The following is a 20,861-nucleotide window of genomic DNA, read 5'->3' as shown; positions in this document are numbered from 1 at the left end:
AACCAGGAAACTCGAGGGTCGGGGCACCATGCGCATCGAAAGACGATTCACGGTCGAGGGGCAGGACGCTTACGAGGGCATCGCCTTCCGAACGGCCACCAGCGAGATCCGTAATCCCGATGGCTCCATCGTGTTCCAGGCCAAGGACATCCAGGTTCCGGCGGACTGGAGCCAGGTGGCCTGCGACATCCTGGCCCAGAAGTATTTCCGCCGCGCCGGCGTGCCCGCCCGCCTGAAGAAGGTGGAGGAGAACGACGTCCCCTCCTTCCTGTGGCGCCAGGTGGCCGACAGCGACGCGCTGGCCGACGTGCCGGAAAAGGCGCGGGTGGGTGGCGAGACCTCCGCCCGGCAGGTGTTCGACCGCCTGGCCGGCACCTGGGCCTATTGGGGTTGGAAGGGCGGCTATTTCGACGGTGAGGCCGACGCCAGCGCCTACTTTGACGAGATGCGCCACATGCTGGCCCGCCAGATGGCGGCGCCCAACAGCCCGCAGTGGTTCAACACCGGCCTGCACTGGGCCTATGGCATCGACGGCCCGGCCCAGGGCCATCACTATGTCGACTTCAAGACCGGCGAGCTGGTGGCCAGCCAGAGTGCCTATGAACATCCGCAGCCGCACGCCTGCTTCATCCAGTCCGTCGCCGACGACCTGGTGAACGAGGGCGGGATTATGGACCTGTGGGTGCGCGAGGCCCGTCTGTTCAAGTACGGCTCCGGCACCGGTTCCAACTTCTCCCGCCTGCGCGGCGATGGCGAGCGGCTGGCCGGCGGCGGCAAGTCCTCCGGCCTGATGAGCTTCCTGAAGATCGGCGACCGCGCCGCCGGCGCCATCAAGTCCGGCGGTACCACACGCCGCGCCGCCAAGATGGTGACGGTGGACCTGGACCATCCGGACATCGAGGCCTACATCGACTGGAAGGTGGTTGAGGAACAGAAGGTCTGCGCCCTGGTGGCCGGTTCCAAGCTGGCCAACAAGCACCTGAACGCCATCATGGCGGCGGCGACCGAAGGCATGGGCCCCGACGCCGACCGCCTGGACCCGACGAAGAACAAGGCGCTGAAGCGGGCCATCATCGACGCCCGCAAGGTCATGATCCCGGAAAACTACATCCAGCGGGTCATCCAGTTCGCCGGCCAGGGCTATACGGAGATGGAGTTCCAGACCTATGACACGGACTGGGATTCCAGCGCCTACCTGACCGTTTCCGGCCAGAACTCCAACAACTCCGTCCGCGTGCCCGACAGCTTCATCCGCGCGGTGCGGGAGGATGCCGACTGGCACCTGATCCGCCGCACCGACGGCAAGGTGGCCAAGACGCTGAAGGCCCGCGACCTGTGGGACAAGATCGGCCACGCCGCCTGGCAGTCGGCCGATCCCGGCGTGCAGTACGACACCACCATCAACGACTGGCACACCTGCCCCGAGTCCGGCCGCATCAACGCGTCCAACCCCTGCTCGGAATACATGTTCCTGGACGACACCGCCTGCAACCTGGCGTCCCTGAACCTGATGGAATTCCGCCGGGCCGACGGCTCGTTCGACACCGACGCCTTCGCCCACGCCTGCCGGCTGTGGACCATCGCGCTGGAAATCTCCGTCCTGATGGCGCAGTTCCCGTCCAAGGAGATCGCGCGCCTGTCGTATGAGTACCGCACCCTGGGCCTGGGCTTCGCCAATCTCGGCGGCCTGCTGATGGCCGCGGGCATCCCCTATGACAGCGCCGAGGGCCGGGCCATCTGCGGCGCCATCAGCGCGCAGATGACCGGTGTCGCCTACGCCACCTCCGCGGAGATGGCGGGCGAGCTGGGCACCTTCCCCGGCTATGCCCCCAACGCCACCGCCATGCTGCGCGTCATCCGCAACCACCGCCGCGCGGCTTACGGCGCCGGCGAAGGGTACGAGGGCCTGTCGGTCACGCCCGTCCCGCTGGATGCCCAGGATTGCCCCGACCAGCGCCTGATCGTGGCCGCCCGCCGCGCCTGGGATGAGGCGCTGGAGCTGGGCCAGAAGCACGGCTACCGCAACGCCCAGGCCACCGTGGTCGCCCCCACCGGCACCATCGGCCTGGTCATGGACTGCGACACCACCGGCATCGAGCCGGACTTCGCCCTGGTGAAGTTCAAGAAGCTGGCCGGCGGCGGCTATTTCAAGATCATCAACCGCGTGGTGCCGGAGGCGCTGGCCCGCCTGGGCTATTCCGCCACGGACGTGGCCCGCATCGAGCGGTACGCCGTGGGCCACGGCACGCTGAAGGGCGCGCCGGGGGTGAACCATGAGCGGCTGGCCGCCAAGGGCTTCGGGCCCGAACAGCTGGAGAAGCTGGAAGCCGGCCTGGCCAACGCCTTCGACATCAAGTTCGCCTTCAACAAATGGACGCTGGGCGCCGATTTCCTGACCGGGGCCCTGGGCGTGCCGGCGCACAAGCTGGAGGAATTCGGCTTCGACCTGCTGGCCCACCTGGGATTCACCAAGGCCGAGATCGAGGCCGCCAACGTCCACTGCTGCGGCGCCATGACCCTGGAGGGCGCGCCGGGCCTGAAGGCTGAGCATCTGCCGGTGTTCGATTGCGCCAGCCCCTGCGGCAAGATCGGCACCCGTTACCTGTCGGCGGAAAGCCACATCCGCATGATGGCGGCGTCCCAGCCCTTCATCTCTGGCGCCATCTCCAAGACCATCAACATGCCCAACCATGCCACGGTGGAGGCGTGCAAGGACGCCTATATGCTGTCGTGGAGCCTGGGCCTGAAGGCCAACGCGCTCTACCGCGACGGCAGCAAGCTGTCCCAGCCGCTGAACGCCCAGGTGCTGGAGGACGATGACGACGACGTCATCGCCGAGACCACGCTGGACAAGGTGCTGGAAGCGCCCGCCGCCGTCCGCGTGGAGGTGGTGACGGAGCGCATCGTGGAAAAGGTGGTGGAGAAGGTGGTGCGCGCCCAGCGCGACCGCCTGCCCCACCGCCGCAAGGGCTACACCCAGAAGGCCAACGTCGGCGGCCACAAGGTCTACCTGCGCACCGGCGAGTACGAGGACGGCAAGCTGGGCGAAATCTTCATCGACATGCACAAGGAGGGCGCCGCCTTCCGCTCGCTGATGAACAACTTCGCCATCGCCGTCAGCCTGGGCCTGCAGTACGGCGTGCCGCTGGAGGAGTATGTGGAGGCCTTCACCTTCACCCGTTTCGAGCCCGCCGGCATGGTGCAGGGCAACGACGCCATCAAGATGGCGACCTCCATCCTGGACTATGTGTTCCGCGAGCTGGCCATCAGCTACCTGTCGCGCACCGACCTGGCCCACGCCACGCCGGAGGACATCCTGCCCGACACCATGGGCGGCGGCGTGAAGGAAAGCGATCTGCCGCCGCACGCGGCCGAGGTGGCGGAGCAGACGATGAACGCCGTGGCGCGCATCACCTCCACCGGCTATGTCCGCAACAACCTGCCCAACCTGCGGGTCCTGCCCGGCGGCCAGGCCGGCCGCGCCGTCGCCGCCTTCCAGACGGCCACCACCACCAGCGTGGAAACCCACGTGGCCACCGGCACCCACGGCGCGCCCCAGGCCTACTCCACCATGACCCGCGCGGAAAAGGTGGTGACCGGCACCAGCTACGGCGGCGCCGTTTCCGGCGGCGGCGACGCCCGCTGGGAACGCGTCAAGGAAGCCCGCGCCAAGGGCTATGAAGGCGATCCCTGCCCCGAGTGCCAGAACATGACCCTGGTGCGCAACGGCACCTGCCTGAAGTGCGACACCTGCGGCAGCACCACCGGCTGCAGCTGAGCGGGCGGGCGCTTTACACAAAGCCGTCGTAACATCCAAGCCCGCCGCAGCGTCCCTGCGGCGGGCTTTTTCATACCGGACAGGCGCGCCTCAGGAGGCCATCGGCCCGTCGACCCGGCGGGCCGCCAAGATCGGCGCCGCCTCCGCAACGGTGACGAAGGCCTGCCGCGCGGCATCGGTGTCGCCGGATCCATCCACCGCCGCCAGACAGGCGGCGGTGGCGGCCTGGCGCGCGGGGTCGTTCAGGCTGCCTTCCGGCCAGCGGTGGATGAGGCAGTTTGCCGCCTCATCCACCGCTGGTGATGGCGCGCCGGACGGCGCCTTCCAAAATCTCGACGGGGGTGAAGGTGCGCATGGAACCGTCTCCTCAGCTGAGGCCAGCGTCAACCGACAAGCCACCGGGGGGTTCCTCCTTCAGTCCAGCGCGCGGGTCACGCGAAAGCCGATGGTCGGGGCATACCCCATCGATGGCGCCACCATCCGCTTGGCGGAACGGGCGAGACGCGGCTCGACTGCGAAAGAGCCGCCGCGGACGAGGCGCCGGTTGACGCAGTCGCCTGACAGGTTGGCGCCACCATTGGCGGGCACGCCTAGGTAGCCGGCGTCCATGCAATCCTGCACCCACTCGCCGACATTGCCGTGCATGTCATGAAGGCCGAAGGCGTTGGGCGGGTAGCTGCCCACCGGCACCGTCTTCTGGAACTGGTTCAGGATGTTGGCGTCGTCGGTCAATATGGCATCACCGGTGTTCCAAGGCGTCTGCGTCCCGGCGCGGGCGGCGTATTCCCATTCCGCTTCCGACGGCAGAAAATAGGCGTGGCCGGTCTTGCGCGACAACCACAGCACATAGCGCTGCGCCTCATAGAAGCTGACGTTGATGACGGGCCGGAGGCCCATGCCCCACCCCATGTCGCCCTTGCTGCCGGTGCAGGCCCCCTCCTTCACGCAGGGCAGGTATTGGTCGAAGGTGACCTCGTCCCGCGCCATGGCAAAGGGCCGCGCGAAACCGACGCGATGGGCCGGCCCCTCGTCGGCGGTCCGTCCATCCTCCGTGGCGGGGGAACCCATGGTGAAGCCGCCGGCCGGCAGCACCACCATCACCGGGCAGTCCGGGCAATCCTGGAGGGTCTGTCCCGCCTTGTAGGCGCCCGCTGGCGCACCGGTCCCGGTGGAGGCGGTACCGGGCGCCACGGGGATCGTGGGCGGGGCCTCCACCACCGGGGCCGGTACATCGTAATCATCGAAATCGGCGCAGGCGGTCAGCCCGGCAAACGCCATGGCCGCAGCCACCACCGGGATGCACAAGGCCCTTATCTTCATACCCCATCCCCTGACTGAATCGGTTGATTTGACTGTCCGCGCCGTCACAGCGCCGGACCGGCGGCGAAGCCGGTGTCCGGCACCACGAAGGTGGCTGTCTTGTCCCGGCAGACGCTGGCGTCCCCGATGAAGACGTAGTCGCGGCCGGGTCCGACGTCGGACGATTCGCCGATGGCGCCGCCCGGGCTTTCGGCGCCAGCGCCGTGATAGCAGCGGTAGACCTTGTCGCCGCTGCTGCCGCCCCCGATGCCACACGTCATGCGGACCGAGGTGGTGTTCACGCAGCGCCACTGCACCCGGATGCCGTTGCCGCCGTCCAGCTTGGCCCGCCAGTAGAACTCCACCCCGTTGTGGGAGCCGTAGGCGACCCAGCCGAACCAGTCCTTGGTCAGGGTGCCGATCGCCGGGGCGGGCGCCCGCTGGGCGGGAACGCTGGGTTTGGGGTCCGGCTTGGCGGCCGCGACCTCCTTCGGCTTGACCGGTTCGGGCGCCGGGCGTGCATCGGCCACCCGCTGCGGCGGTACCAGGGTGGGCGGGGCCTGCCGCGATTCCACCATGGGCGCGGGTCCTTGGGGGCCGGGCTTCGGGGTGGGCGGAAGGGGTGTCACAGGGGCCATCGGCGCGTGGGGTTGGGCCGGCGCCTCCGCCTGCGGCGGGCGACCGGTCATCATGGCCTGTGTCTGTTGCCGCACCTCGGCTTCACGGCCGATCTGACGCGCGGCCTGCAACGCCTGGGCGTTCTGCTGGGCCAGGCGCTGGCGCTCCGCCTCGTTCGTCGTGGTGGCCATCTGGCGCTCACGGTAGGCGTTAGCCTCGGCCAACTGCCTGGCCAGCGCCGAATAGCCCGCCTGCTGCTGCTGTGCCGTGCGGGCGGCCTGCTGCTGCGCGTCGCGCTGGGCATCGGCCCGCCGCCGGGCCTCCGCCGCGTGGGCCTGCGCCTGAAGAGCCGACAGGCGCGCCGACTCCGCCCGCTGCTGGGCGGCGGCGTCGGCATAGGCGTTGGCTGCGGCCCCGACCAGGGCGCCGAAGAGGGCGAGGCCGTCATCGTCGTCGTCCTCCGCCTCCTCCTCGGCGCGGCGGGCCGCCAATTCCGCCTGGCGGGCCTCTTCCGCCGCCTGCCGCGCCGCTGCGGCCGCCGCCTCATCCGCGCGGAATTGCGTCACCTGCTGGTCCATGAGCGCCCGCCGGGCGGCGGCGGCATCGGCCGGGTCCTCGGCACTCGCCACCTGGGTGGCAGCCTGGCCGGCGATGGTCAGGGTGTAGGCGCCGCGCGCGTCACCCGTGGCGCTGCCCGCCAGGATGAGATAGCGGCCGCCCGCCGCCGTGAAGGTGAGGGCGGCGCCGTCCGCACCGGCCTGCCCCTCCGCCTGGATGGCGGCGGCGGAACATAAGGCCCCCCGGGCCAGCCACAGGTGCCCGGCGAACCCGGCGGCGTGCAAGGTGACCGTCACCTGGTCCCTGGGCTTGGTGTTGAGGGCGTAGCAGTCATAGACGCCGCCGTCGGCCAGTCGGGCGCTGTCGTCCGCGAGACTGCCGCCCAATTCCTGCCCCATCGTGACCGGGGCAGGCGATGCCATGACCTGCGCGTGCACATGCGCGCTGGATAAAAGGCCGCCGCTCAGGACCACAATTCGAAAAAGCCGCGTCCCCAGCGTCCGGCCGCCACCGCCACCCCGTCCCCGCATCACCACGCCCCGCCAAGCCGCCAGCCCTGTGACAGTTAGCCGCATCGGCGACGGTGGCGCATCCCCCGGCCGGGGGATGATCGCATTATCGCAAGCGCCCCAGGCGGGCGGCCAGCTGCAGTTCCCGGCGGACATCCAGCTTGGAGAACACGCTCTTGATCTGCCCGCGCACCGTTTCCACCGTGGCGCCGCGCCGCTCGGCGATGATGTCGCGCGTCTGGCCTTCCGCCAGGGCGATGGCGATGTCGGCCTCCGCCGGGGTCAGGCCGAAAACCTGGGTCAGCATGCGCGCGAAAGCGGGGGTGTCGCGATCGGCCCCCCGGATGACCACCAGCGCCGCCGGCTGAAATCCGAAGGCGTGGTCGCGGCGCGGCAGGGCGATCACGTCGGCCAGGCGCACCCCGGCGGCGGCCCCGGCCCGGCCCAGGGCCACGGTGCGCAGCAGGGGCCGGTCCGGCATGTCGCGACCGGCCATGGCGGCGGCCATCGCCTCTTCCAATTCGCGCGCCTCGACGGCCAAAGTCGCGCTCAATCGACCGTTGGTCAGGCGCAAGGGTCCACCGGACAGCAGCGCCTCGGCCGCCGCCGTCATGGCGCCGACCCGGCCACCGGCCTCACAGACGAAGGCGGCAAGGTCCACGGCCTCCAAGGCGGCGGACATCAGCGTCGCGGCCTGTCCCTCCAGCGCCATCTGCGCCAGGACCGCCTGGCGGACCAGTAGCCCCAGGCGTTCGAAGGCCTGGCGGTCCTTGCGGCTGGGCATGCCCAACGCCTGCGGCCGCAGCACCGCCAGGCCGATCAGCATGCCGGGTTGGCGCACCAGGGTGACCTGGCTGCCGCAGCCGATACCATACCGTCGCGCGAAGTCGGCGATCACGGGGAAGTCCCGAAGCGCCTGGTCCGATTCCAGTTGCGCGTCGTGCCACGCCTGCATGATGGGGGCGGCCAGGCCGACCTTGACGCGGGGGTTGAGCGCGGGATTGGCGCCGTCGATGGCGATGAACTCCTCGACGGCGCCCGCGTCGAACTCGGTTACCCAATTGAAGGGAACGGCGCGGTCGGCGCCGATGCCGATCAGTTGACCCCTGCCGCCACCGCAGGCGTCCGCCAGGGCCGCAAGCGCGGCGGTCCAACTGCCGTCCAGCGCCGCGTTGTGAACGCTGTCCGCCAGATCCAGCCAATGCCGCTGGCCCCTGATCATGCGATAAAGGACGCCGTCATCATCCAGGCCCCACCCCAGATACCTACCGGGGTAAGAGTACGGGCGAACCCACCCTCCACCAAGAGGAAAGGGCCGGCCAAGGAAAATGGGCGGACGCGGGTGGCCTACAGCCCGCCACCAACCACCGAGCCGTCCTTGCGGCGGGACAGCTGCACCTGGCCATCCACGCATTTGACGTAGGTGGTCTTGCCCGTCACCAACCCGTCGCAGATGATCACCAGGGCGCGCGGCAGGCCGCCGAACTCCTTGGAGCCGCGCACGCCGGCGTTGTACGTCTCAAGGTAGGTCTTGAGGGCGGTCTTGCGGACAGGCTGGCCGTTTTGATCGATCATCGGCGCTACGGGCTCCCAACACTATTTCCCGGGGATCATCGCCCAAGGGGGCCGCCTTCCACCAGCGCCATTTCACCCCCGGGGCCCGTCACCGGCACGGCCCCTCACGCAAGGTGCCGCTTCAGGAAATCCAGCGTCCGGCCGTTGGCCAGGCTGGCCGCCGCGGCGTCATAGTGGGCGCCGCCATGGCGGGAGAAGGCGTGGTTCTGACCGGCATAGCTATGGACGGTCGCGTTGGGCTTGGCCGCCAGCGCCGCCGTGATCTGCGCCATGGCGGCCTGGGGAATGTACTCATCCTCCCCCGCCAGATGCACCAGCAAGGGCGCAGTCAGGCCGTCCACCTCACCCAGATACTTCTCGGTGTCACCGCCATGGTAGGCGACGGCGGCGTCGACGGAAGAACGGGCGGCGGTGAGGAAGGCCATGAGGCCGCCCAGGCAATAGCCCTGGACTCCGACCTTGCCGGTGGCGTCAGGCAGGCCGGCCACGGTGCGAACCACGGCGGCGATGTCGCGGGCGCCGGCGTCGCGATCGAAGGCCAGGTACAGCCGCAACCCATGCTGCCAGTCCTCTTCGGTGTCCACCCGCAGGTCAACGCCAGGCTCCTGCCGCCAGAACAGATCGGGCGCCACGGCCAGGAAGCCCTGGGCCGCCAGCTCGTCACAGGTCTGCCGGATGTCGGCGTTCACGCCGAACACCTCATGCAGCACGACGACGGCCGGGGCCGGCACGGCGGCGGGGCGGGCGACATAGGCCTGGAAGGTGCCATCGGGCACGGTGATGGTGATCGCGTCGGTCATTTGCGGGCCTGTCGGTTGGTGCCGGAGGGGAACGGCCGGCATCCTGCACCGACCATGGGGACGGATCTTGAGCCCTTTACCTGGATTTGAAGGATCGTGCGGTCTTCGCCCCGCTGGCCAACGGCGTGGGCCGTGGGCCGGCGGTGATAGCGGAAATCAGGGCTGGGGCAGGCAGTCCGGGTTCAGCTTGGTGCCGGTCTTGCCGGTGTACAATATGCCGTCCCTCAGGCGCACTTGGCCGGTGAAGGTCCCGCTTTTCCACAGGGGCTGGCAGGAGGTGGTGCTGAGCACCACCAGCCTGCGCCCGCCGCCGCCGGCGGAGGTCGTCACCAGCAGGTGCTGGCCGTCGCTGTACAGCGTGCCCTCGATGGGCGCCAGGGCGGCATCGGCGGTGCAGGTGGTGCCGTCCCGCTGGGCGATGGTCAGCGGCCCCTTCCAGGCCTTGCCCTCGCCCCCTGCCGTCGGCCCCAGATCCAGGATCAGGACGTCGGCATGAAGCTTGCCGGATGCCGGCTCCACCGGCTGGTAGGGGCAGACCAGGGGAATGCTGCGGCGGGGCGCGGCCTGGGCGGTGGTGGCGAGCAGGGCGGCGGCCACGGCGAGGGCTTGGGCGGGGGCTTTCATGGGGCGGACCGATCCTTGGATTTGCCTGTCCTGGTAGAAGATCCGCCTGGAAGCATGCCCTGCCACCTCTTCCGCCGCATTAACCCTTTGGGGGAATCACGCGATGGGTTTCACGTTGGGCAGGAATTCCCGCCCCCGTTCCACCAGGAAGGCCTTCACCCGGGCTGCCGCCGGGGCCAAGCGCTTGTCGGAGCGCTTGGCCACGAACCACTGGCGCACGATGGGCAGGCCCTCCACGTCCAGGGGCGCCAGGCGGCCGCTTTCCAGTTCGGCGGCGATGGTGTGGGCGGAGATGAAGGAGAGGCCCAGGCCGGCCATCACTGCCTGCTTCACCGTCTCATTGCTGCCCACCTCCATGTTGATGGGGGGGTGCAGGTCGGCCTGGGAGAAGAAATATTCCATCAGCATGCGGGTGCCGGACCCGACCTCGCGTACCAGGAAGGTCTCGTGCGCGAATTCCGCCAGCTTCAGATGGCGGCGGCCCACCAGGGGGTGGTGGGGCGGGGCGATGATGATGTGCGGGTGGTCGCCGATGGCGTGCATGTCCACCGCCAGGTCGCGGGGCGGACGGCCCATGATGACGATGTCGATGGTGTCGGCCTTCAGGGCGGCCAGGACATCCTCCCGGTTGCCCACCATCAGCGACAGCTCGATTTGCGGATATTCGGCCTTGAAGGCGCCCAGCGCATAGGGCGCGAAATATTTGGCGGTGCTGACCACCCCCACCGCCACCCGGCCGCCGGACAGGTTGCGCAGCGCCTCCATGGCGGCGGAGCAGTTGTGCAGCTCCGCCTCGATGCGTTGCGCGGTCTCGATCACCTCCCGCCCGGCGTCGGTCGGCTTGAAGCGTTCGCCCAGCCGGTCCAGCAGGGGCACGCCCAGCAGATCCTCCAGCGCTTGCACCTGCATGGTGACGGCCGGCGGCGTCACGTGCAGCCGCTTGGCCGCCCCGGTCACGGAGCCGGTTTCCACCACCGCCGCCAAGGCGCGCAGCTGCTTCAGCGTTACGTTGCGCACCGGGCCCTCCCACTGCTTTTAGAAAATCTGAAAACGACGCTAAGTTTATTCGAATTTTCTAACGGCGCAATCGTCCGCACACTCCAGGTCAACCAACGACGCGGGACAAAACCCCGCCCCATCGCGGGAGGACATTATGGCGGACGCCACGACTCTGGCCCGGCATCTGGTTGCCTGGAGCACAGCTCACGGAAAAGGCGGCACAGCCGCTCACAACGGACAAGCCCCCGGTGGGCAAGCTCATCGGCGGGCGGACGTCGTCCGCGCCATCCTGGCCATCGCCGACGCCGGCCTGGCCATCGCCGACCTGGTGGCGATGGGGCCGCTGGCGGGCGAAATGGCGGCCGTGCGCGGCGAGAGCAACGGCGACACCCAGAAGGAACTGGACCTGCGGTCGCACGACATCGTCGTCGACCGCCTGGCCAGCGCCCCGGTCGCGGTGGTGGGGTCGGAGGAGAGCGACGCCCCGGTCCTGCTGGATCCGGCGGGCACGCTGGCGGTGGCCATCGATCCCCTGGACGGGTCCAGCAACATCGAAACCAATGTCTCGGTCGGCACCATCTTCTCCATCCTGGGCGTGGAGGACGCGAACGACCCGGCGGCCGCCTTGTTGCAGCCGGGGCATCGGCAACTGGCCGCCGGCTTCCTGGTCTATGGGCCCCAGACCGCCCTGGTGCTGACCCTGGGCGAAGGCACCGAGATCTTCATTCTGGACAAGCGTCCGGTTGAACCAGTGGTGGCGGTGCATGGCGGCGGCGGCTGGGCCTCCCCGCCCCCGATCACGCCCACGGCGGAATTCGTGCGCATGGGGAGTGCGGTGGCGGTGGCGCCGGAAACCAAGGAATTCGCCATCAACGCGTCCAACCAGCGGCATTGGGCGCCCAGCATCCGCCGCTATATCGATGACTGCCTGGCCGGGGCGGACGGCCCCCGCGCCAAGAACTACAACATGCGATGGATCGCGTCCCTGGTGGCTGATGCCTTCCGCATCCTGCGCCGGGGCGGGGTCTACCTTTATCCCACCGACGAGCGCCCGGGTTACCACACCGGCCGCCTGCGCCTGGTCTATGAGGCCAACCCCATCGCCTTCGTCATCGAGCAGGCGGGCGGTGCCGCCACCGACGGTCGCAACCGCATCCTGGATCTGACACCCAACCACCTGCATGAGCGCACGGCCCTGGTCTTCGGCTCGAAGACGGAGGTGGAGCGGGTGGCCGACCACCACGCCGCCCCGCCCATCCTGGCCGACCGCGCGCCCCTGTTCGGCCAGCGCGGCCTGCTGCGCGCCTGAGAGAGGGAGGGCTTATCCCATGTCCATCCGCCATCCCATCATCTCGGTCACCGGGTCGTCGGGCGCCGGCACCACCTCGGTCCGTCAGATTTTCGAGCAGGTCTTCCGGCGCGAGGGGGTGAACGCCATCTGCATCGACGGCGACGCCTATCACCGCTACGACCGGGCCCAGATGAAGCAGGCCATCGCCCAAGCCGACAAGGACGGCGACCACCACTTCAGCCACTTCGGCCCGGAATCCAACCTGTTCGGTGAGTTGCAGGAGTTGTTCCGCCGCTATGGCGACGACGGCACGGGGCGCACCCGCCACTATGTCCACGACGCGGCGGAGGCCGAGCACTATGGCTGCCCGCCCGGCACCTTCACCCCGTGGGAGGATCTGCCCGGCCCCAGCGACCTGCTGTTCTATGAGGGCCTGCACGGCGCGGTGGTGGCCGATGGCTGCGACATCGCCGGCCATGCCGACCTGAAGATCGGCGTGGTGCCGGTGATCAACCTGGAGTGGATCCAGAAGATCCACCGCGACCGCACCAGCCGCGGCTACAGCACCGAAGATGTCATGACCACCATCCTGCGGCGCATGCCGGACTATGTCCGCTACATCTGCCCGCAGTTCACCCAGACGGACATCAATTTCCAGCGGGTGCCCACCGTCGACACCTCCAACCCCTTCATCGCCCGCTGGATACCCACGCCCGACGAATCCATCGTCGTCATCCGCTTCCGCAACCCGCGTGGCATCGACTTCCCCTACCTGCTGTCGATGATCGCCGGCAGCTTCATGTCGCGCGCCAATTCCATCGTCATCCCGGGCGGCAAGCTCGACTTGGCCATGCAGCTGATTCTGACCCCGCTGATCCTGCAGCTGGTCGACCGCAAGCGCCGCGCCGGTTGAAGGAGGCCCGGATGAAAGAGGACATGCCATGACCCCCACCCTTTCCCTGCGCCAGGTGGAGGCGACCGACGCCGCAACCGCACCCGACCTCGCCACCATGGCCAACGCCGTGCGCATGCTGGCCGTGGCGGGCGTGGAGGCGGCGAAGTCCGGCCATCCCGGCATGCCCATGGGCATGGCCGACGTCGCCACCGTGCTGTTCACCCGGGTGATGAAGCTGGACCCCGCCCGGCCCGACTGGCCCGACCGCGACCGCTTCGTCCTGTCAGCTGGCCACGGCAGCATGCTGCAGTACGCCCTGCACCATCTGCTGGGCTATGCCGACATGCCGGTGGAGGAGCTGAAACGCTTCCGCCAGCTGGGCGCCAAGGCCGCCGGCCATCCGGAATACGGCCATGCCGCCGGCATCGAAACCACCACCGGTCCCCTGGGCCAGGGCATCACCACCGCCGTGGGCATGGCCCTGGCGGAACGGCACCTGAACGCCCGCTTCAGCGACGCCCTGGTGGACCACCGCACCTATGTCATCGCCGGTGACGGCTGCCTGATGGAAGGCGTCAGCCAGGAGGCCATAGATCTGGCGGGGCAGCTGAACCTCTCCCGGCTGGTGGTGCTGTGGGATGACAACGGCATCTCCATCGATGGTCCCACCCGCCTGTCCACCCGCACCGACCAGGCGGCGCGCTTCAAGGCGTCCGGCTGGGCGGTGGAGACGGTGGACGCCTATGACCATGACGCCATCGAGGCGGCCCTGGTCCGTGCCCGGGCCAGCGACCGTCCCACCCTGATCGCCTGCCGCAGCGTCATCGGCTATGGCGCCCCCACCAAGGCCGGCACCTGCGGCGTGCACGGCGCCCCCCTGGGGGCCGAGGAGGCGCAGGCCGCGGCAGAGGCCCTGGGCTGGGACAGCCCACCCTTCACCGTGCCGGAGGACATCCGGGACACCTGGCGCGCCGTGGCCAACGCTGGCCGTACCCATCGGGAGGCTTGGGAACGGCGTCTGGCGGCCCACCCCTCCCGCACCGATTTTCAGCGGGTGATGGCCACGGAACCGGGGCCGGAGATGGCCGAGGCCCTGGCCGCCTATCGCCGGGAGTTGGTGGTGACACGGCCCAAGATGGCCACGCGCAAGGTCTCGCACCTGGTGCTGGGGGTAGTGAACGCCGCCACCGACCTGACCGTGGGCGGATCGGCCGATCTCACCCATTCCAACCTGACCCAGACCAAGGGGATGGAGGTGCTGGACGCCGGGAACTACGGCGGCCGTTACATCCATTACGGCATCCGCGAGCATGCCATGGCCGCCGTGATGAACGGCCTGGCCGTCCACGGCGGCATCATCCCCTACGGCGGCACCTTCCTGGTGTTTTCCGACTATGCCCGCGGCGCCTTGCGCCTGTCGGCCCTGATGGGCGTGCGGGTCATCCACGTGCTGACCCATGACAGCATCGGCCTGGGCGAGGATGGGCCCACCCACCAGCCGGTGGAACACCTGGCCATGCTGCGCGCCACGCCCAACCTGCATGTCTTCCGCCCGGCGGACGCGGTGGAAACGGCGGAGTGCTGGGAACTGGCGCTGAACAGCCCGGGCACGCCCTCGGCCCTGTGCCTGTCGCGCCAGGACCTGCCCACCCTGCGGCGCGAGGCGTCCGACAACCGCAGCGCCGCCGGCGCCTACATCCTGCGCGAAACGCCCGGCCCGCGCGACGCCACCCTGCTGGCCACCGGATCGGAAGTGGCCCTGGCGGTGGAGGCGGCGGAGCGGCTGGCCAGGGAGGGTGTCAACGTGGCCGTGGTGTCCATGCCCTGCTGGGAACTGTTCGAGCGCCAGTCGGCGGCCAACCGCGCCATCGTGCTGGGCACCGCCCCGCGCATCGGGGTGGAGGCGGCGGTGCGCTTCGGCTGGGACCGCTGGCTGGGCGACCAAGGCGCCTTCATCGGCATGGGGGGCTTCGGCGCCTCCGCCCCCGCCGCCGACCTCTATCGTCATTTCGGCATCACCGTCGACGCCATCATGGCCGCCGTCCGCGCCCGCGTCGCCCCGGCCTGAGTTGCGCCACGCCTTTTTCTAGGACGCGACCGCGTCCGCCGGAGATTTCCGGGGAGCGAAGCGGACTGGAAATCGAGGAAGCCAAGCGACCGGATGGCCGCACCCGGCGATTGAGGGAACACAAAAGGGAGACACTTATGCCCCGCATCACCTTGCGTCAGCTGCTGGACCACGCGGCGGAGCGCGACTACGGCGTTCCCGCCTTCAACATCAACAACATGGAGCAGGGCCTGGCGGTGATGGAGGCCGCCGCGCAGGTGGACGCCCCCGTCATCCTGCAGGCCAGCCGGGGCGCCCGGTCCTATGCCGGCGACGTCATGCTGGCCCGCATGATCGACGCGCTGGAGGACCTGTACCCCACCATCCCGCTATGCCTGCACCAGGACCACGGCAACAGCGAGGCCACCTGCCTGACGGCCCTGCAGCACGGCTTCACCTCCGTCATGATGGACGGATCGCTGATGGCCGACGCCAAGACGCCGGCCTCCTACGACTACAACGTCGACATCACCCGTCGCGTGGCGGAGGCGGCGCACTGGGTTGGCGCCTCCGTCGAAGGGGAACTGGGCGTGCTGGGCAGCCTGGAGACGGGCCAGGGCGAGGCGGAGGACGGCCACGGCGCCGAAGGCACCCTATCGCTGGAGCAGCTGTGCACCGACCCCGACCAGGCGCTGGACTTCGTGGCCGCCACGCGGGTGGATGCGCTGGCCATCGCCATGGGCACCTCCCACGGCGCCTACAAATTCTCGCGGGAACCGGACGGCGAAATCCTGGCCATGCGCGTCGTGGAAGCCATCCATGAGCGGCTGCCGGGCACCCACCTGGTCATGCACGGCAGCTCCTCCGTGCCACAGGAGCTGCAGGACCTGTTCAACGCCTATGGCGGGCAAATGCCCCGCACCTGGGGCGTGCCGGTGGATGAGATCGTGCGCGGCATCCGCCATGGCGTGCGCAAGATCAACATCGACACCGACTGCCGCCTGGCCATGGCGGCGCAGTTCCGCAAGACGGCGACGGAGAACCCGGCGGAATTCGACCCGCGCAAGTTCCTGAAGCCCGCCATGGACGCCATGAAGGTGCTGTGCCGCGAGCGGTTCGAACAATTCGGCGCCGCCGGCAACGCCAGCCGCATCAAGCCCCTGCCCATGGCCGCCATGGCCAAGCGCTACGCCAGCGGCACCTTGGACCCACAACTGGGCAAGACCCCTGTCGCCGCCGAATAACGCCACATGCGCCCCGCCAAACCTAGGCCCCGCCCCTCTGCGTTTTCATGGAAAGGGGCCGCCGGAGATTTACGGGGAGCCGCAGGCGGACTGGAAATCGAGGATAGCCAAGGCGCGGATGCGCCGCCGGCGCTTGAGGAGGAGATAAATATGAACGCCATCGATAAGAGGGAACGGCGCGACCGCTATGCCGCCGGCGTCATGAAGTACCAGGACATGGGCTACTGGCAGCCGGACTACGAGCCCAAGGACACGGACGTCATCGCCGTGTTCCGCATCACTCCGCAGGACGGGGTGGACCCCATCGAGGCCGCCGCCGCCGTGGCGGGCGAGTCCTCCACCGCCACCTGGACCGTGGTGTGGACCGACCGGCTGACCGCCTGCGACAAGTACCGGGCCAAGGCGCACCGGGTGGAACCAGTGCCGGGCGCGCCCGACAGCTGGTTCGCCTACATCGCCTACGACATCGATCTTTTCGAGCCCGGATCAATCGCCAACCTGACGGCGTCCATCATCGGCAACGTCTTCGGCTTCAAGCCGCTAAAGGCCCTGCGGCTGGAGGACATGCGCCTGCCGGTGGCCTATGTGAAGACCTTCGACGGGCCGCCCACCGGCATCGTTGTGGAACGGGAACGGTTGGACAAGTTCGGCCGCCCCCTGCTGGGCGCCACGGTGAAGCCCAAGCTGGGCCTGTCGGGCCGCAACTACGGCCGCGTGGTCTATGAGGCGCTGAAGGGCGGCCTGGACTTCACCAAGGATGACGAGAACATCAATTCCCAGCCCTTCATGCACTGGCGCGACCGCTTCCTTTACTGCATGGAGGCGGTGAACCGCGCCCAGGCGGTGACGGGCGAGGTCAAGGGCACCTACCTGAACGTGACCGCCGCCACCATGGAGGACATGTACGAGCGGGCGGAGTTCGCCAAGTCCATCGGGTCGGTCGTCGTCATGATCGACCTGGTCATCGGCTACACCGCCATCCAGTCCATGTCCAAATGGGCACGGCGCAACGACATGGTGCTGCACCTGCACCGCGCCGGCCACTCAACCTACACCCGGCAGAAGAGTCACGGCGTGTCCTTCCGCGTCATCGCCAAATGGATGCGCCTGGCGGGCGTGGACCACATCCACGCCGGCACCGTGGTGGGCAAGCTGGAGGGCGACCCCGCCACCACCAAGGGCTACTACGACATCTGCCGCGAGGATTTCCTGCCCAAGCGGCTGGAGAACGGCATCTTCTTCGACCAGTCCTTCGCCTCGCTGCGCAAGACCCTGCCCGTGGCCTCGGGCGGCATCCATGCCGGGCAGATGCACCAGCTGCTGGACCTGTTTGGCGACGACGTGGTGCTGCAATTCGGCGGCGGCACCATCGGCCACCCCATGGGCATCCAGGCCGGCGCCACCGCCAACCGCGTGGCATTGGAGGCCATGGTGCTGGCCCGCAACGAGGGCCGCGACATCGTGCATGAAGGGCCGGACATCCTGGCCGCCGCCAGCCGCCACTGCACGCCGCTGCGCCAGGCCTTGGACGTCTGGAAGGACGTCACCTTCAACTACACCTCGACCGACGCCCCTGATTTCGTGCCAACCGCCAGCGTGGCTGGTTGACGCCCTCAAACGGCGGACGGCCGCATCCGCGGCCTTGCCTTACACATCAAAGCTTGAGGATTTTGCCATGCGCCTCACCCAGGGAACCTTCTCCTTCCTGCCCGACCTGACGGACGAGCAGATCACGGCCCAGGTGCAGTACTGCATCGACCAGGGCTGGGCGGTGAACATCGAGTTCACCGACGACCCCCATCCCCGCAACACCTATTGGGACATGTGGGGCCTGCCCATGTTCGACATCCGCGACGCCGCCGGCGTGATGACGGAGCTGACGGCCTGCCGCAAGGTCTATGGCGACCGCTATATCCGCATCTCCGGCTTCGATGCCAGCCACGGGTGGGAGAGCGTGCGCCTGTCCTTCATCGTCAACCGGCCGGCCAACGAGCCCGGCTTCACCCTGGAACGCCAGGAGAGCGAGGGCCGGCGCGTGCTCTACACCACCCGCGCCTATTCCGCCCAATTGCCGGAAGGGGAGCGGTACGCGTGATGCCCGCCCCCCTGATGGCCGTGCCACCGGAGGCCGCCGGCGCGGCCCCGGCCGCGGTGGATCTCAAGGCCGACTTCGAGGCCTCCGGCCTGCCGGAGATCTTCGACCAGCTGGACCGGGAGATGGTGGGCCTGGCCCCCATCAAGCAGCGGCTGCGCGAGATCGCGGCCCTGCTGCTGGTGGACAGGGCGCGCCAGCGCTTCGGCCTGGCGGTGGGGGCACCCACCCTGCACATGAGCTTCACCGGCAACCCGGGCACCGGCAAGACCACGCTGGCGCTGAAGATGGCCGCCATCCTGCACCGTCTGGGCTATGTCCGGCGCGGGCACCTGGTGACCGTCACCCGCGACGACCTGGTGGGCCAGTACATCGGCCACACCGCGCCTAAGACCAAGGAGGTGCTGAAGCGCGCCGCCGGCGGCGTGCTGTTCATCGACGAGGCCTACTATCTGTACCGGCCGGAGAATGAGCGCGACTATGGCCAGGAATCCATCGAGATCCTGCTGCAGGTCATGGAGAACCAGCGCGACGACCTGGTGGTGATCCTGGCCGGCTATGCCGACCGCATGGAGCGCTTCTTCCAGGCCAATCCCGGCTTCCGCTCCCGCGTCGCCCACCACATCGACTTCCCGGACTATGGCGGGGAAGAGCTGCTGGAGATCGGGGAGCGGCAGCTGGAAACCATGAACTATCGCTTCAGCCCCAAGGCCAAGGCGGTGTTCGCCCGCTACATCACCCTGCGCCGAGGCCAACCGCACTTCGCCAACGGCCGATCCATCCGCAACGCCCTGGACCGCGCCCGCCTGCGCCAGGCCAGCCGCCTGTTCCAGCGCGCCGACGGCCCCCTGTCCGTCGACGACCTGACCGTGATCGAGGCGGAGGACATCCTGGCCAGCCGGGTGTTCGCCGATATGCCGACAGGGGACGCGCCGGCAAGGGACACCCCGGCAGGGAAGGAAGCGCCATGACCCAGCCGCTGATCGCCCCGTCCATCCTGTCCGCCGACTTCGCCGCCCTGGGCCAAGAGGTGCGCGCCATAACGGCGGCCGGGGCCGACTATATCCATGTCGATGTGATGGACGGCCATTTCGTGCCCAACATCACCATCGGCCCGGCGGTGGTGAAGGCCCTGCGCCCCCATACCGACCGCACCTTCGACGTGCACCTGATGATCAGCCCGGTGGATCCCTATCTGGAGGCCTTCGCCGAGGCCGGTGCCGACATCATCACCGTGCAGGCGGAAGCCACCATCCATCTGGACCGCACGCTGGAGCGCATCCGCGCGCTGGGCAAAAAGGCTGGCGTGGCGCTGAACCCCTCCACGCCGGAGAGCGCTGTCGCCTATGTCCTGGACCGGCTGGACCTGGTGCTGGTCATGACGGTCAACCCCGGCTTCGGCGGCCAGTCCTTCATCTCCGCCATGATCCCCAAGATCCAGGCCCTGCGCGCCCTGATCGGCCGCCGGCCCATCCAGATCGAGGTCGACGGTGGCGTGAACCATGAGACGGCGCGCCTTTGCACGCAGGCGGGTGCGGAGGTGCTGGTCGCGGGTTCCGCTGTCTTCCAGGGTGGGGCCAGCCGCTACCAAGCCAACATCGGGGCATTGCGCGGATAGGTGGCAATAGTCTATCACCCCTCTAGCCGAATAAGCAGGCGGCCAAGGGGGGAGGAACATGACCTATCGTATCCTGACGCTGGACGGCGGCGGCCCCTGGGCGCTGCTGGAGGCCATGGTGCTGGGCGACCTGTACGGCGCCGACACGCCGGGCCACGACATTCTGGCGGAATTCGACTTGGTGGCCGGCACCTCCGCCGGGGCCATCGTGCTGGGTGGGCTGGTCAAGAACCTGACGCCAGCGCAGATCCTGGACCTGTTCGTGGACGACACGCGGCGGGGCAGCCTGTTCGTGAAGGTGGAGGGGCTGGACCAGGTCATCGCCGGCCTGGGCTTAGGGGCTCAATACAGCACCCGGGGCAAACTGGCCGGTCTGATCGCCCTGCTGGACGACCCAAGCCTGGTGCCGCCCATCCCGGCCACCGTAAACGGCCAGATCCGCCCCCTGGCCCTGTCCGCCCGCCCCATGGCCCGCCTGCCCCTGCCCCCGGCGCGGCGCGGCGGCACGCCGGTCAAGGTGTTCATCCCAGCGTTCGATTATGCCCAGCGGCGGGCCGTGATCTTCCGCAGCTATGCCGGCATGGCGACGGCGGTGACGGAACCGCAGGCCGCCACAGCCCCGCTGGCGGAGGTCATCAGCGCCAGCAGCACCGCGCCCGTGACCTTTTTCGATGAACCCGCCCGGTGCGAGGGGCGCCTGTACTGGGACGGCGGGCTGACCGGCTGCAACAACCCAGTGATGCTGGCGGTGATGGAGGCGCTGGCCCAGCCGGGCGGTGCCACCGGCCTACAGATACTGAGCCTGGGCAGCGGCACCACCCGTCACGCGCCGGTGACCAACACCAGCCAGCCGCCCGCCGATCTGGCGGAACCAGTGGGGATGCGCGGCGCCCTGGGCGATCTGTCGTTGTTGG

18 protein-coding genes are annotated in these 20,861 nt (G+C 68.9%); 10 read left to right on the top strand and 8 right to left on the bottom strand.

Annotated elements, in window-relative coordinates; translation table 11 throughout:
- The first annotated feature begins 28 nt into the window (after positions 1–28).
- Entirely contained in the window at positions 29–3,778 is a 3,750-nt protein-coding gene (locus tag I55_RS09840; protein ID WP_044560356.1) for a vitamin B12-dependent ribonucleotide reductase, read from the top strand.
- Between the two features lie 90 nt (positions 3,779–3,868).
- Here I55_RS09840 and I55_RS09835 read toward each other — a convergent pair whose 3' ends face one another.
- The 8 genes from I55_RS09835 to I55_RS09800 form a co-directional block, all read right to left on the bottom strand.
- Entirely contained in the window at positions 3,869–4,072 is a 204-nt protein-coding gene (locus tag I55_RS09835; protein WP_044560355.1) for a DUF982 domain-containing protein, read from the bottom strand.
- 120 nt (positions 4,073–4,192) lie between these two features.
- Positions 4,193–5,098, bottom strand: a complete 906-nt coding sequence (locus I55_RS09830) for a formylglycine-generating enzyme family protein (protein ID WP_083900986.1) — start codon at positions 5,096–5,098, stop codon at positions 4,193–4,195.
- A gap of 44 nt (positions 5,099–5,142) precedes the next feature.
- Complete coding sequence (locus I55_RS36975) at positions 5,143–6,675, bottom strand: hypothetical protein (RefSeq protein ID WP_159107153.1); 1,533 nt, start codon at positions 6,673–6,675, stop codon at positions 5,143–5,145.
- A gap of 193 nt (positions 6,676–6,868) precedes the next feature.
- Positions 6,869–7,984, bottom strand: coding sequence for a helix-turn-helix transcriptional regulator (locus I55_RS09820; RefSeq protein WP_044560353.1), 1,116 nt, complete (start codon positions 7,982–7,984; stop codon positions 6,869–6,871).
- 125 nt (positions 7,985–8,109) lie between these two features.
- Complete coding sequence (locus I55_RS09815; RefSeq protein WP_044560352.1) at positions 8,110–8,337, bottom strand: hypothetical protein; 228 nt, start codon at positions 8,335–8,337, stop codon at positions 8,110–8,112.
- Between the two features lie 104 nt (positions 8,338–8,441).
- Complete coding sequence (locus I55_RS09810; RefSeq protein WP_044560351.1) at positions 8,442–9,137, bottom strand: dienelactone hydrolase family protein; 696 nt, start codon at positions 9,135–9,137, stop codon at positions 8,442–8,444.
- Between the two features lie 156 nt (positions 9,138–9,293).
- Positions 9,294–9,761: a hypothetical protein gene (locus I55_RS09805; protein WP_148293659.1), complete on the bottom strand. Its 468-nt coding sequence runs from the start codon at positions 9,759–9,761 to the stop codon at positions 9,294–9,296.
- Between the two features lie 96 nt (positions 9,762–9,857).
- Positions 9,858–10,778 (bottom strand): LysR family transcriptional regulator, encoded by a 921-nt coding sequence (locus I55_RS09800; RefSeq protein WP_044560349.1) that lies wholly within the window; start codon positions 10,776–10,778, stop codon positions 9,858–9,860.
- Between the two features lie 136 nt (positions 10,779–10,914).
- Between I55_RS09800 and I55_RS09795 the strand changes: the two genes are divergently transcribed.
- From I55_RS09795 to I55_RS09755, 9 genes are all read left to right on the top strand, one after another.
- Positions 10,915–12,069: a class 1 fructose-1,6-bisphosphatase gene (locus I55_RS09795; RefSeq protein ID WP_044560348.1), complete on the top strand. Its 1,155-nt coding sequence runs from the start codon at positions 10,915–10,917 to the stop codon at positions 12,067–12,069.
- Positions 12,070–12,088: 19 nt separating this feature from the next.
- On the top strand, positions 12,089–12,964 hold the full coding sequence (locus I55_RS09790; protein WP_044560347.1) for a phosphoribulokinase: 876 nt from the start codon (positions 12,089–12,091) through the stop codon (positions 12,962–12,964).
- Positions 12,965–12,992: 28 nt separating this feature from the next.
- A complete protein-coding gene (tkt, locus tag I55_RS09785) occupies positions 12,993–15,014 on the top strand; it encodes a transketolase (protein ID WP_083900985.1) in 2,022 nt (673 codons plus the stop codon).
- Positions 15,015–15,151: 137 nt separating this feature from the next.
- Positions 15,152–16,237, top strand: coding sequence for a class II fructose-bisphosphate aldolase (gene fba / locus I55_RS09780; RefSeq protein WP_044560346.1), 1,086 nt, complete (start codon positions 15,152–15,154; stop codon positions 16,235–16,237).
- Between the two features lie 150 nt (positions 16,238–16,387).
- Complete coding sequence (locus I55_RS09775) at positions 16,388–17,845, top strand: form I ribulose bisphosphate carboxylase large subunit (RefSeq protein ID WP_044560345.1); 1,458 nt, start codon at positions 16,388–16,390, stop codon at positions 17,843–17,845.
- A gap of 67 nt (positions 17,846–17,912) precedes the next feature.
- On the top strand, positions 17,913–18,332 hold the full coding sequence (locus I55_RS09770; RefSeq protein ID WP_044560344.1) for a ribulose bisphosphate carboxylase small subunit: 420 nt from the start codon (positions 17,913–17,915) through the stop codon (positions 18,330–18,332).
- A complete protein-coding gene (gene cbbX, locus I55_RS09765) occupies positions 18,332–19,300 on the top strand; it encodes a CbbX protein (RefSeq protein WP_083900984.1) in 969 nt (322 codons plus the stop codon). The genes I55_RS09770 and cbbX overlap by 1 nt, the downstream gene beginning before the upstream one ends.
- The gene (gene rpe / locus I55_RS09760) at positions 19,297–19,947 is read left to right on the top strand and encodes a ribulose-phosphate 3-epimerase (RefSeq protein ID WP_044560342.1); all 651 of its coding nucleotides are present in this window, start codon (positions 19,297–19,299) and stop codon (positions 19,945–19,947) included. Before cbbX ends, rpe begins: the two co-directional genes overlap by 4 nt.
- A 58-nt stretch (positions 19,948–20,005) precedes the next feature.
- Positions 20,006–20,861, top strand: an 856-nt coding sequence (locus tag I55_RS09755; protein WP_199902538.1) for a patatin-like phospholipase family protein, incomplete at its 3' end; no start/stop codon positions are given.

Origin of the sequence: Azospirillum sp. B4 (assembly GCF_000333275.1) — a bacterium.
Classification (GTDB): Bacteria; Pseudomonadota; Alphaproteobacteria; order Azospirillales; family Azospirillaceae; genus Nitrospirillum.
The sequence above is the reverse complement of the archived record's forward strand: the minus strand, read 5'-3'. Positions and strand labels throughout refer to the sequence as shown.